Annotated in this window: 10 protein-coding genes; 9 read left to right on the top strand and 1 reads right to left on the bottom strand. The window is 63.5% G+C overall.

Translation table 11 applies throughout. The features are described 5' to 3' along the window. Window positions 1-73: 73 nt before the first annotated feature. Window positions 74-889: an HAD family phosphatase gene (locus GX515_11855; GenBank protein ID HHY33688.1), complete on the top strand. Its 816-nt coding sequence runs from the start codon at window positions 74-76 to the stop codon at window positions 887-889. Here GX515_11855 and GX515_11850 read toward each other — a convergent pair. Continuing rightward, window positions 846-2,840: a penicillin-binding protein 1A gene (locus GX515_11850; protein ID HHY33687.1), complete on the bottom strand. Its 1,995-nt coding sequence runs from the start codon at window positions 2,838-2,840 to the stop codon at window positions 846-848. The two genes, GX515_11855 and GX515_11850, sit on opposite strands and share 44 nt — an antisense overlap. A gap of 467 nt (window positions 2,841-3,307) precedes the next feature. Between GX515_11850 and GX515_11845 the strand changes: the two genes are divergently transcribed. From GX515_11845 to GX515_11810, 8 genes are all read left to right on the top strand, one after another. Beyond that, the gene (locus GX515_11845; GenBank protein HHY33686.1) at window positions 3,308-4,513 is read left to right on the top strand and encodes a 2,3-bisphosphoglycerate-independent phosphoglycerate mutase; all 1,206 of its coding nucleotides are present in this window, start codon (window positions 3,308-3,310) and stop codon (window positions 4,511-4,513) included. 722 nt (window positions 4,514-5,235) lie between these two features. Then, the gene (locus GX515_11840; GenBank protein ID HHY33685.1) at window positions 5,236-6,087 is read left to right on the top strand and encodes a TIGR00159 family protein; all 852 of its coding nucleotides are present in this window, start codon (window positions 5,236-5,238) and stop codon (window positions 6,085-6,087) included. After that, window positions 6,084-6,884: a hypothetical protein gene (locus GX515_11835; protein ID HHY33684.1), complete on the top strand. Its 801-nt coding sequence runs from the start codon at window positions 6,084-6,086 to the stop codon at window positions 6,882-6,884. The genes GX515_11840 and GX515_11835 overlap by 4 nt, the downstream gene beginning before the upstream one ends. A gap of 117 nt (window positions 6,885-7,001) precedes the next feature. Then, window positions 7,002-8,378: a phosphoglucosamine mutase gene (locus GX515_11830; GenBank protein HHY33683.1), complete on the top strand. Its 1,377-nt coding sequence runs from the start codon at window positions 7,002-7,004 to the stop codon at window positions 8,376-8,378. Between the two features lie 78 nt (window positions 8,379-8,456). Then, window positions 8,457-10,289, top strand: a complete 1,833-nt coding sequence (glmS, locus tag GX515_11825) for a glutamine--fructose-6-phosphate transaminase (isomerizing) (GenBank protein ID HHY33682.1) — start codon at window positions 8,457-8,459, stop codon at window positions 10,287-10,289. Window positions 10,290-10,308: 19 nt separating this feature from the next. After that, window positions 10,309-10,719, top strand: a complete 411-nt coding sequence (gene acpS / locus GX515_11820) for a holo-ACP synthase (GenBank protein ID HHY33681.1) — start codon at window positions 10,309-10,311, stop codon at window positions 10,717-10,719. Continuing rightward, window positions 10,700-12,322: an NAD(P)H-hydrate dehydratase gene (locus tag GX515_11815; GenBank protein ID HHY33680.1), complete on the top strand. Its 1,623-nt coding sequence runs from the start codon at window positions 10,700-10,702 to the stop codon at window positions 12,320-12,322. Before acpS ends, GX515_11815 begins: the two co-directional genes overlap by 20 nt. Continuing rightward, window positions 12,285-13,433 (top strand): alanine racemase, encoded by a 1,149-nt coding sequence (locus GX515_11810; GenBank protein HHY33679.1) that lies wholly within the window; start codon window positions 12,285-12,287, stop codon window positions 13,431-13,433. Before GX515_11815 ends, GX515_11810 begins: the two co-directional genes overlap by 38 nt. Window positions 13,434-13,496: the final 63 nt, after the last annotated feature.

Below are 13,496 nucleotides of genomic sequence, written 5' to 3'. Positions count from 1 at the left end.
GCAACACGAGTCCTGTGACGCTAACCAAGGGCGGGCCGCCGACGTGCGGCCCGCCTTGGGCGGGGTGATTCAGATCGGGATCAAGCTCATTGCAATCGACGTAGACCTCACCCTCATCGGAAGCGACCTTAAGATCGGGGAACGCGCCCGTGCCGCCATACGTGCCGCCGTCGAAGCGGGTTGCGTGGTTACTCTCGCGAGCGGCCGAATGTTCCGGGCTACGCTCCCGTTCGCGGAAGAACTGGGGCTGGACGCGCCGCTTGTTGCGTACAACGGCGCGCTCATAAAGACAGCCAAGACGCACGAAATCATCAGCCATAGACCTGTCCCGCTGGAACATGCAAGAGAGGTCATAGCTTACGCCAGGGGGCAGGGCCTGCACCTCAATGTTTACATGGATGATACCCTCTACGTCGAGCGTTACGACGACGAGGCGCTGGCGTACATGACGCATTGCAAGGTGGAGGCGGTGGCCGTGGGAGATCTAGGCGCGTTCGTGGACCATCCTCCCACGAAGCTCCTGGTTATTGCGTCAGAGGAGGGGGTGGACCGGCGACTCCCCGAGCTCAAGGCGTATTTCGGGGGCCGCCTTCAAGTGGTTCGTTCGCTGCCTCGTTACATTGAGTTTACGGCCGCCGGCGTATCGAAGGGGACGGCCCTGGCGATCCTCTCTCAACGTCTCGGCCTCTCCCGCGAAGAGGTGATGGCGGTCGGAGACAGTGAGAACGACATATCGATGCTGGAGTTTGCGGGCGTGGGGGTTGCGGTGAGCAACGCCACCGAGGATGTCAAGAACGCGGCGGATTACATCACAGACGGTGAGAGCGGGAACGGTGTGGCAGAGGCTATACTCCGGTTCGCGATCGGTGCCGGGCTTGCCCGGTCGTGACCGGCGCAGTGCCGCCATGCCATGGGCAGGTCTCCGTGGGCACCGCCTCGGCTTTGAATACCTCCCATCGGGTGTTCGGGCAGAAGGGCGTTGCGAGGTAGCCGGTGTCGTTGCAGATCTCCCGGGAGACCACCCCGGCGGGCCGCTGAAACGCTGTGGGAGGCCTGCCCGCCAGCGCGTCGTTGATGAAATCGGCCCAGATCGGCGCGGCGGCTGCCCCGCCCGACTTTCCGAGAGGGGTGGCAGGGTCGTCGTACCCGACATAGACGGAGCATACTAGGTCCGGGGTGTATCCCACGAACCACGCGTCTGCGTAGTCCTGAGTGGAGCCGGTTTTGCCCGCGGCGGGTCTCGTGACCTTGTCCGCGATGCTCGCGGCTGTCCCCCATTTGCTTATGACCTGTCTCAAGATGTCGGTTATGATGAACGCAGTCCTCGGGTCGAGCGCCTGCGTTACGCGCGGCTGATTCCGTAAGAGCTCGCGCCCGTGCCGGTCCTTGACCGACACAACGAACATGGGCTCGACCCGCTTTCCCCCGTTGGCAAAGGGCGCGAATGCCGCGGCCATCTCGAGCGGTGAGACCTCGGACGTGCCGAGGACCAGAGAAAGGTGTGGTCGCAGAGGGCTTGTGATACCGAGTCGCCTTGCGTACTCGGCTCCCTTTTCAGGCCCGATGATGTTTGCGAGCTGGACGGAGACCACGTTGCACGAGACGACGAGGGCTTCACGCAACGTGAGCCCGCGGTAGTGGTACTCGAACTCGCCGTAATCCGTGGGCGTGTACGGCGTCCCGTCTGACCAGAAGGTCAGGGGCTCGCAAGTGAGCGTGGTCGCGGCCGTGAAGCCGCTGTCCAGGGCGGCCGCGTAAAAGAACGGCTTGAATGCGGATCCGGGCTGTCTCTTGGCCTGAGTTGCGCGGTTAAACTGGGTCTCACGGAAGCTTCTCCCGCCGATAAGCGCGCGCACGTGGCCACAAGTCGGGTCGATGGCGACGAGTGCTCCCTGCGGCTGAACGACCGGCTGCGCGGGTGGCTGGGGAGTGAGGGCGTCGAGGCCCTTCGCGAACGCTTTTTCGGCGGCCCTCTGCATGGACATGTCGAGAGTTGTGTACACTTTCAGCCCCCCGGAGTACAGAAGGTTCCCCCCGTCGCCAAGGCGGCGCAGGACCTCTTCCATCACGAGATCGATGAAGTAAGGCGCGGCCCTGGTCTCGCGGGTGCCGAGCCCCGCGAGCTCGAGGGGCTCTCGCGCCGCCGCCTTCGCCTGGGCCCTGGTTATGAATCCTGCTGAGACCATCCTGTCCAGCACGACCTCGCGCCTGTCCAGAGCGGCTTGCGCGTTCCGGTACGGCGAGTAGTAGAACGGCCCCCTTATGAGGCCTGCCAAGATAGCGGCCTCGCCGAGAGACACATCTCGAGCGCTCTTGCCGAAATACAGGCGTGCTCCGGCTTCCACCCCGTATGCCCCGTGCCCAAGGTAAACGAGGTTGAGGTAGCGTTCGAGAATCTCGTCTTTTGAGAACTTGAGCTCGAGATAAAACGTGAGAAGGAGCTCGGCGGCCTTCCGTCCCAATGTTCGCTCTGGAGACAGGAACATGTTCTTCGCAAGTTGCTGGGTTATGGTGCTGCCGCCTTCCACGACTCGGCCCGCGCGGAGGTTCCGGACCAGGGCCCGGACGATGCCGATAGGGTCGATGCCGGGGTGCTTGTAGAAACGCTCGTCTTCCACGGCGATGACCGCCTCGCGCAGACGAGGTGAGATGGCCGAGAGAGGCACCTGGACGCGCATCCCAGCTACAGTCGAGGTGATGACCTCGCCCCAGATGTCGTAGAACACACTTCCGACCTGTTCCGCCGGCACAGGGAGCACCCGCGCGAGCGCGAACGCTATCAGGATGGAACAAACCACCGTGAATACGACCGACCGCCACCTGAAGCTTCCAGATCGCACGCCCGCCTTTCGGACCATGCCCGCTGAAGGAGGCCGACGCCCGGGCTGGCTGCCGCCTCGCCCTAGGCGCTCTTCCGGGGCGCAACGCTCTCCGAGCCGCCCGCCTTGCTTCTGCTGGCCGCGCTCTTCTTCCAAGCTCGGTGCCCTGCCCCTCCCGAATAGGCTTCCATGCCGGGGGTGATGGTGTGATCTCCCCCAGCTCGAGCCGCGCCCCGGCCCCGAGCCGGTGGCGCGGCGCCGAGCGCCGAGCGACGGTGCGGAAACAATGCCATCTCGCGCGTTGCGGAAGGACCGGCCGCGATTGTTCGAACGAAAGGCGCCGGGCCCCCGCCACTATGCACCTTCGCCTCGCTTCGCCCTGCATAGTATGTCCTTGCGCTTTGAGGAGGAAAACCGAATCACGTATAGAATCACGCGTAGATTGAGACGTAGTAGGTGTTGAACCCCCTCGAAAGGAGAGACGTTGAATGGTGCACATCGAAGTCATCAAGAACTTGGCGCAGAAGACTGATTCCAAGATCGTCATGGCGATAGTCGACGGTCTTGGCGGCCTTCCTCATCCTGACACGGGGAAAACTGCGCTCGAGTCCGCCCGCACCCCCAATCTCGACGCACTGGCGGCGAGATCGAATTGCGGCCTGGTGGAGCCGGTTGGGATCGGGATCACGCCGGGGAGCGGCCCATCCCACCTCGCGCTGTTCGGATACGATCCCTTGAGATACGAGATAGGCCGCGGCGTGCTCGAGGCCCTCGGGGTCGGCGTCGAGCTCGAGCGGACTGACGTAGCTGCCCGAGGCAACTTCTGCACGGTGGACGAGTCCGGGGTGATCACCGATAGACGCGCGGGCAGGATCCCCACGGAGAAGAACCGTGAGCTTGTCGAGATGCTCCGCGAGATCAGGATCGACGGCGCCGAAGTGATCCTCGAGCCCGGCAAGCTCCACAGGTTCGTAGCGGTGTTCAGAGGCGAAGGGCTCTCTGGTGACGTGGAGGACACCGACCCGCAGCACGTGGGCGAGAAGCCCAAGCCTGCCCTGCCCCGCACCCCAGAGGCTGAGCGCACGGCCGCCCTCATTAACCAGTGGCTCGATAAGGCGAAGGCTGTGCTTCGCGACAAGCATCCCGCGAACATGGTCCTCCTGAGGGGCTTCGCGAAACACCCGGACATCCCCAGCATGTCCCAGGCTTTCAAGCTCAATCCCGCGGCGATCGCCACCTATCCGATGTATCGAGGCGTAGCGCGTCTGGTGGGCATGCAGGTCTTGGAGACGGGGGCTACCATAGAAGACGAGGTGAGGACGCTCCGGGAGAACTTCGCGAAGTTTGACTTCTTCTACCTGCACGTCAAGGAGACGGATAGCGCTGGCGAAGACGGCGACTACGCACGCAAGGTCAAGGTGATCGAGGACTTCGACCGGAACCTCCCGGCCATCTTGGAGCTTGGGCCCGACGTCCTGGTCGTGACCGGGGACCACTCCACGCCGGCGACCCTTAAGGCTCACAGCTGGCACCCCGTGCCCTTCCTGATCTTCTCAAAGTGGGTCAGGCCTGAAAGAGTCTCAGGGTTCGGCGAGACGGCTTGCGCCGGCGGGACACTCGGCACATTCCCGTCCCTCGGGGTGCTTCCGCTGGCCATGGCGCATGCCCTCAAGCTGGCGAAGTTCGGCGCATGACGCAGGCCAAGGTGACGCTGCAGACGATCACCGAGATGCCCCGGTAGCCGCGGTAGTTGCTGGCTCAGTTGGGCATGACGGTGGTTTTGCGCGGTTCACCTGCGCTGTGTTGTCCTGATTTGGGGAGCACCAACAGCCCCGCGTAGAAAGGCTTCCAGAGCGTGGAAGGCGTTGCCGGCGATTGCGCGAGGACGGTCAAGACCCGGTTTCCCAGCCAAACGGCCGGGCTTTGTCAAGACGCCCTGCTTGTGGCGTGGTCCCGAGCGCAACGCCGGCAACCCGGCAACCCGGCAACTACCCGAAAAAGGGCGAGGACTCGCACTCGCGCATGAGGTTGTCGGGATTACCCCGGATTGCGCCACCTCGGCGCGTTGAAGCCAACCACGCCGCCGCCGGGAGCGCCGGGAGTGGCAGCCCCTGGGAGGCTCACCGGTTTCGCGCACCCTCACTCAAGCGGGCCGCGAGCCATGTCGGCTGCCGCGTGCCGCATGGCGCGAGCCTCACTCATTCGGTGGGCGGCACGGTGCGTCCTCTTCCTTGCCTATGGCGCGGGCGCGCGGGGCACGCTGTGCCTCTTTGGCATGAATTGCTAGAGATGCCTGAGGTGCCTGCCCAGACACCACCCAATGTCAGTCGCGAAGCCTTGCGCGAGCGAATGTAAACGTATAGTATTATATTTGTGACGGAGGCTGGAAGCAGGACCGGAGCCGAGGGGGAGGCCCATGCCGTTCGAAATCAGCCTGGCAAGGTTCGTCGAGGACCTTGCCAAGATAAACGCCAGGCAGGCTGTCAGTGCGGTAGCGGACATCCTCATCGTGGCGTACGTCATATACAAGATTCTCGTGATCATCCGGGGAACAAGGGCGGTGTCCCTGTTGAAGGGCATCGCCATTCTGTTTGTGGCCACGATGCTGAGTAACCTCCTCGGCCTGAGCACCGTATACTGGCTCTTGCAAAAGACCATCACCATGCTCTTTGTGGCTCTGCCGATCGTGTTCATGCCGGAGATGCGCCGGGCCCTCGAGCAGATCGGGCGTGGGAGTCTTTTCGCTGGACCCTTTGGTTTCCTGGGCAAAGAGGACGCAGCGAAGCTGATCTCGGACGTGGCGCGGGCCGCTGCCATGATGGCCCGGGAAAAGGTCGGGGCGCTCATTGTGATCGAGCGAGAGACGGGTGTCGCAGACCTCATGGAGACCGGCACGAAGATCGACGCAGTGGTCTCTTCCGAGCTTCTCGTGAACATATTCACGCCCAACACCCCCCTTCACGACGGTGCAGCTATCATCAAAGGCAACAGGATCGTGGCGGCAGGCTGTTATCTGCCACTTACCGAAAACCCAGCGGTGAGCAAGAGGCTCGGAACGAGGCACAGGGCTGCTCTCGGCCTCACGGAGCAGTCCGATGCGGCCGTCGTGGTGGTGTCGGAGGAAACGGGCGTGATTTCGCTGGCGTTCAACGGCAAGCTGACTCGCTACCTTGACGAAGGGGCGCTGAGGGATAAGCTCGAAGACCTGCTGGAACCCGGCCGCGCCAGGCAGGCGATTCCGAGCTGGCTGAGGGGGCGTGCGACGTGAGACTGGCGGTGACGCGCGACCTGCACCTCAGGATAGCTGCGCTCCTGCTTGCCATCGTCGTGTGGTTCGTGGCAGGGGCCGATATCAAACGCACGCAGGGGGATACGGTGGAGAAGATCGTCACCGTGGGCCTCGAGGTCCGGGGGGTGGCCGCGAATCTCATAGTGACCGCAAAGCCGAAGGACGTCGAGCTTCGCGTTCGCGGCCCGAGGCAGCTCGTGGAGCCTTTGGACGGCTCCAAGGCCAAGGCCTTCGTATCCGTGGCCGGGCGTGGGGAGGGCGAGCACGGCGTAAGGGTGCAGACCTCCGTTCCAGAAGGCGTGAGCGTCATCGAGGTGATGCCCGCGAGCACCAGCGTGACGGTGGAGGCGGTCGTCGGCAGAGACATGCCTGTAACCGTGGCGCTCGTTGGTTTTCCCACCGAAGGCTATATTCCCCTCCCGCCCAGCTCCACGCCGCGATCCGTGACAGTAGCCGGGCCGAGGAGCAGGGTCGAGACGGTCAGGAGCGCTTTGGCGCAGATAGACGTGTCCGGGGTATCGGCGGCCGTCTCGAGGGACGTTGCAGTGGTGCCAGTCGATGGGAGCGGCGGGCCGGTGGAGGGAGTCAGCATATATCCCGCGACGGTCCGAGTGAGCGTGCCTGTGGAACTGAAGAGCGGGACGAGCCCCACGACGGATGAGAGGCAAGGGCAAGGAGCCGGCGCCGCCGGACTACCTGGTGAGGGCTCCGGCGGGCTCACCGCGAGCAGCGACGAAGGCGTGGGTTTGCAACCTAAGCCTGCGCCCGCACCTTGACGCCGACCGAGTGAGGCGACAGAACACCGCTCTTCTGTGCTCCTCGTGGAACTCCAGGATTTCCACCGGCCGAGGGATTCGATCCAAACATTATGAGACAGTGGGAGGATAGGACGGATGGGGAGACTTTTCGGCACTGATGGGGTGCGCGACGTGGCAAACGGCGCGCTTTCCCCGGAGCTGGCGTTCAAGCTGGGCCGCGCTGGCGCCGCCGTGGTCGCGGCGAAACGCGGAAAGGGGAATGGTGCCGCGGCCATCGTGGTAGGTCGCGACACCAGGCTGTCCGGAGACATGCTCGAGGCCGCTTTGACGGCAGGCATGATGTCCGTGGGGGCCCGCGTGCTACGCGTGGGAGTGGTGCCGACGCCAGGCGTGGCCTTTCTTGTGCGTAACCTTGGAGCTGACGCCGGGGCCGTTATCTCGGCTTCCCACAATCCCGTCGAATACAACGGGATCAAGTTCTTTTCACACGATGGTTTCAAGCTTTCCGACGATGAGGAAGACGAGATCGAGCGTTACATCCTGGATAGGGATGGAAACGTGCGGCTTGAGATAGAAGACTCCCTGCCCAGGCCCACTGGTTGCAGCGTCGGGAGCGCCGTGGACGTCATCGACGCGCAGGACAGATACGTGGATTTCGTGAAGAGAACGTGCGACGTCAGCCTTGAGGGGCTTCGGATAGTTGTGGATTGCGCGAACGGCGCGGCGTTCGCCATCACGCCGAGGTTGCTTCGGGAACTCGGTGCGGACGTCATCACGATAAACGATACCCCCGATGGCACAAACATCAACGTGGGATGCGGCTCGACTCATCCGGAGGCTGTATGCCGGGCCGTTCAGGAGGTCGGCGCCGACCTCGGGCTTGCCCACGACGGAGACGCTGACAGGCTCATCGCGGTGGATGAGACCGGCCGTGTGGTGGATGGGGACCACGTCATGGCTATCTGCGGACTCCATCTCCTGCGCCAGGGCAAACTGCCGTTCAAGTCGATAGTGGCCACAGTGTACAGCAACCTCGGTCTCGTGAAAGCGTTCGAGCGCGAGGGGGGTACCGTGATTCTCACCAAGGCGGGCGACCGCTACGTGCTCGAGGAGATGCGTAACAGAGGCATTGTGCTTGGAGGAGAGCAGTCCGGGCACATCATCTTCCTGGACCGCAGCACGACCGGGGACGGCGCGATCACGGCGCTCGCGCTTCTCTCGGTTCTCCGTAAGACCGGGCAACGCCTTTCGGAGCTCGCTGCGTGGATGCAGACTTTCCCGCAGATCCTTGTAAACGTGAAGGTGCGCGACAAGAGCGGGCTCACGGGCAATGCCGCGATCGAAGGCGCGATCGCCCGTGCCGCGGAGCGCCTTGGCAACGACGGCAGGATATTCGTACGACCGTCCGGCACGGAGCCGCTCATCAGGATCCTCGGGGAGGGCCCTGACCGCGAGGTTGTGCAAGAGGTCGTAGAGGACGTTGCCAGGGCGATTAGCGAGGCTCTTGGCTGAATTCCAGGGGCCGCTCGTCCGAACGTGGCGGCTGGTCTTTTCCCCTCCAGTGTCCAGGTGTGTGAAAGGAGCAAGACCATGTGTGGGATAGTCGGCTACATCGGGCCGCGCCAAGCGACCCCTATTCTCATTGAGAGCTTGAAAAAACTGGAGTACCGCGGATACGACTCCGCGGGCATTGCGGTGATGGGAAGCACATCGATCGAGGTGAGGAAGACCGAGGGAAGGCTGGCGAAGCTGGAAGCCCAACTCGAAGGCGAGGTCCTCTCGGGCTCGGTGGGGATCGGGCACACGCGCTGGGCGACGCACGGCAGGCCGTCGGATGTGAACGCTCACCCTCATAGCGATTGCAAGGGTCAGCTTGCTGTGGTGCACAACGGGATCATCGAGAACCACCTTGTCCTGAGGGAGTGGCTCGAGGCGCGAGGTCACGTGTTCAGGTCGGAGACCGACACTGAGGTGCTTCCACATCTCATTGAGGAGTACTATAACGGAGATCTGGCGAGCGCGGTGCGGCAGGCCTTGTGCAGGGCGCAGGGTTCTTTCGCCATAGCCGTGATATCCCGGCGCGACCCCCACTGCATCGTGGCGGCCCGCAAAGACAGCCCGCTCATCATAGGCCTCGGGAAGGGAGAGAATTTCCTTGCGTCCGACATCCCCGCGGTCATGGCGGCGACGAGAGAGGTCATCGTCATGGAGGACGGGGAGGTGGCGATCCTCACGAAGGACAACGTGACCGTGCAAGACCTCGAAGGCCGCGAGGTCAAGAAGGAGGTCGTCCATGTCAAGTGGGACCCCGTGATGGCGGAGAAAGGCGGGTACGCCCATTTCATGCTCAAGGAGATCCACGAGCAACCTAGGGCCATTCAGGACACCCTGACCGGCAGGATCGACAAGGGCGCGAAGACCGTGAACCTACACGAGATACCTATCACCGCCGCCGACCTCGAGAGGACCGACAAGGTATTCATAGTCGCGTGCGGGACGGCGTACCATGCAGGTCTCGTGGGCAAGAAGCTCATCGAGCGGCTGGTGCGAATACCGGTGGAGGTTGATGTGGCGAGCGAGTTTCGCTACAGGGATCCGATGGTCACGCCGAGGACGCTCACGATCGTTGTGAGCCAGTCCGGGGAGACCGCCGACACCCTGGCTGCGCTCAGAGAGGCGAAAAGGCGGGGGGCGCGCGTCATCGCCGTCACAAACGTGGTTGGAAGCTCCGTGGCTCGCGAAGCCGACGACGTGTTGTATACCTGGGCAGGCCCAGAGATCGCTGTAGCATCCACCAAGGCGTACATGACCCAGCTCGTGGCGCTTGCCCTCATCGCGGTGGGGCTCGGGAGGCGCAGGGGCACCGTCACCCTTGAAGAAGAGCAGGAGATCGTGCGGGAGATGGAGAAGCTCCCCATGTACGCCGAGGAGATCCTGCTTGGCCAAGACAGCGTCGTGCGGGAGCTCGCCCAGAAGCTCCATGGGGCGGAGCAAATGTTCTTCATCGGCAGGGGCCTGGACTACGCGGTCTCCATGGAGGGGAGCCTCAAGCTCAAGGAGATCTCATACATCAACGCGCAGGCATACCCAGCGGGAGAGCTGAAGCACGGAACGCTGGCACTCGTGGTCAAGGGCGTGCCTGTCATCGCGCTGGCGACCCAGCGTGACGTGTACGAGAAGATGCTCAACAACATCAAAGAAGTGAAGGCGCGCGACGCAACCGTGGTCGCCCTGGCTCTGGATGGCGACGAGGAGATCTGCAAGTCCGTGGACCACGTCATCTATATCCCGCGGACCAGCCCGTACCTGGCCCCAGTTCTCGCAGTGATCCCGCTTCAGTTGTTCGCATACTACGCGGCGGTCGCCAGGGGCTGCGACGTGGACAAACCGAGGAACCTCGCAAAGAGCGTCACGGTCGAGTGAGGTGAGTTCGACGGACGTCGTGGGCTTGGGCGTGGACATCGTAGAGGTGGCTCGCATCCGGGAACTAATGGAACGTAAAGGCGACAGACTGGTCGGCCGGGTGTTCACCCCGGAAGAGATGGGGTGCGCGGCGGGCGAGCGCGGCGGGCGTTACGATGGTCTCGCCGGCCGGTTCGCGGCCAAAGAGGCGGTGGCCAAGGCCTTGGGCACGGGGGTACGCGGCTTTGGTTGGAGCGAGGTGCAGATCGTCGAGGAACCCTCCGGCAAGCCCCGTGTTCGTCTGACCGGACGAGCGGCCGAGGTAGCCGCCCGGCTCGGGGTCGTTCACGTCGAGGTGAGCATAGCCCACACCCGGGACACGGCCGTGGCTGTCGCCGTCGCCCTCGGAGCTGGAGTCGGAGGTGGAAAGCTTGAAGGTTGTCACGTCTGACGAGATGCGCGAGATCGACAGGAAGGCCATAGAGGAGGCAGGCATCCCTGGCATAGTCCTCATGGAGAACGCGGGAAGGGCTGTGGCCGACGCGGTCAAACGACTTCTCGAGGGCATGGCCGGACGTCGGGTGTGCGTGTTCGCGGGCAAAGGCAACAACGGCGGTGACGGGTTCGTGGCCGCGCGCCACCTCGTGAACTCCCAGGTCAGGGTGAAGGTCTTCCTTCTTGGGAAACGTGACGAGGTTAGGGGCGATGCCCGAACCAACCTCGACGTCCTCGGACACATGGGAGTCGACGCGGAGGAGATCGGTCCGGAGGACGTCCACAGGGCACGGGTCGCCGTATCCGTGTCCGACGTGGTTGTGGACGCCATCTTCGGGACCGGGTTCCAGGGCGAGATCAACGGATACCTGGGCCAGGTGATCGACGCGATCAATGAATCCGGGCGGCCGGTGGTGGCGGTGGACGTGCCTTCCGGGCTCGACGCAAGCACCGGAAGGGTTTCCACAACGTGCGTCAGGGCCGGATACACCGTTACATTCGGTCTTCCCAAAGCCGGCCTCCTTTTGTACCCTGGCGCAGCTTACGCCGGCGAGCTTATAGTCGCAGACATTGGTATTCCTCGGGCCTATCTCACGGACGAGCGGCTCAAGCTCAACCTTTCCATAGCCGATGAGATCCGGCGCCATTTGCCCGTGCGGGACCCCGATTCCCACAAGGGGACCTTTGGCAGGGTGCTCGTGGTGGCGGGCTCCCAGGGGATGGCAGGGGCGGCGGCTCTTGCCAGCTTGGCCGCTTTGCGGTCCGGCGCGGGCCTGGTGACGTTGGCGGTGCCGAAGAGCCTGCAGGGTATCATGCACTCGCGGCTCACCGAGGTCATAACGCGCGGGCTGCCTGAGACCGAGTCCGGGAGCGTGTCGTTGCAAGCCCAGGCGCTCATCGATGGCATTCTGAGAGGTGCCGAGGCGCTCGCGATGGGCCCTGGGCTCTCGATGCACAGCGAGACGGCGCAGCTCGTCCGAAACATAGTGATGACGAGCTCCGTGCCGGCGGTCATCGATGCGGACGCTCTCAACGCGATAGCGCAGGACCCGGGGACTCTGAAGACCTCGAAAGCTCCCATTGTGCTCACGCCGCACCCAGGGGAGATGTCCAGGCTGACTGGGCTGTCGGTCCAGGAGATCAAGAGGGATCGGCTCGCGGTTGCTGTGAAGGCTGCCAGCCAGTGGGGCAAGGTCGTGGTCTTGAAAGGCGCGCGAACCGTGATAGCCGCACCTTCGGGAGAAGTGTTCATAAACCCGACAGGGAACCCGGGAATGGCCACCGCGGGAAGCGGGGACGTGCTCACAGGGTTGATCGCTGGCCTTCTCGCCCAAGGCGTCGGCGCTTTCGAGGCGGCCGTCCTCGGTACATACGTGCATGGGTTGGCTGGTGACATCGCCGCGGCAAGGCGCGGAGAGATGGGTATGATCGCCGGAGACATCCTGGAGTCTGTGCCCGAGGCGCTGGTCAGGCTCGCAGGCCTTAAGAGCCCGAGCTCGGCCGGCGAGAGAGGTGAGATGGATGTGGGAGGACCAGCAAGACAGGCCCACCGTGGCTGAGGTAAACCTCGCTGTCATCGGGCGGAACATAACGGCGATCCGGAAGAGGATCGGCCCTGGGCCGGAGATAATGGCTGTGGTGAAGGCCGACGCCTACGGCCACGGTGCCGTCCAGGTCGCGACGACTGCTCTCACGAGCGGTGCCACATGGCTCGGCGTGGCCTCTGTAGAAGAAGGTGTGGTGCTCCGAAAGAGCGGGATCATTGCCCCGATCCTCGTCCTGGGGCAGCTCTTTCCGAGCCAGGCGCGGCGGGCTCTGCGGTACAGCCTTTCCTGCACGGTGAGCACGTACGAGTTCGCCGAGGCGTTGTCCGTGGCTGCCACTCAGGAAGGGAAAAAGGGCAAATGCCACGTCAAGGTGGATACCGGCATGGGCCGGATCGGTGTCTTGCCTCGACAAGCCCCAAGCTTCGTGAGACGCGTGGCGATGCTGCCGAACATCGAGGTCGAAGGCATATACACCCATTTCGCCACGGCCGACTCGGATGACAAGTCGTTCGCGCGAGAACAGCTGTCGCGGTTTATGGATGTGATCGACGCGCTTCGAGCCGCCGGAGTGGATGTGCAGTTTCGGCACGCCGCGAACAGCGCAGCGTGTCTGGACATGCCTGAGGCTCGGCTAGACCTCGTGAGATTGGGGATTCTCATGTACGGCCTCTCGCCATTCAGCACCGAAAGATTTCAGAAGCTGAAGAGAGAGATGGAGATACGTCCCGCCCTTTCCCTCAAGACACGCGCCTGCTTCGTGAAGAGAGTGCCTGCCGGCACGCCGATAGGCTATGGCGCGACGTACGTCACGAGGGAAGACACGGTCGTCGTCACGCTCGCGGTGGGGTACGCGGACGGCCTTTCGCGCGGCCTCTCGAACCGAGGCGAGGTGTTGATAAGGGGGAGGAGGTTCCCTATAGTGGGGCGGGTGTGCATGGACCAGTGCATGGTGGACACAGGGGGCCTCGATGTCGAGGTAGGAGAAGAAGTGGTCCTCATAGGCACGCAGGGGGACCAGGAGATCACCGCCGAAGACGTGGCTGATAGACTGGGAACCATAAGCTACGAAGTGGTGTGCGCCATAAGCAAGCGTGTGCCGCGGGTTTATACATCGCAGCCCTAAGGCGGGGGCTTGACAGGAAGGGGCGGCGCGCGCGAGAGACCGCTCATTGGGAAGAGGTGTTGG

Source organism: Bacillota bacterium (assembly GCA_012842395.1).
In the GTDB taxonomy this organism is placed as follows: domain Bacteria; phylum Bacillota; class SHA-98; order UBA4971; family UBA4971; genus UBA6256.
This window is presented reverse-complemented; position numbering and strand designations above follow the sequence as displayed.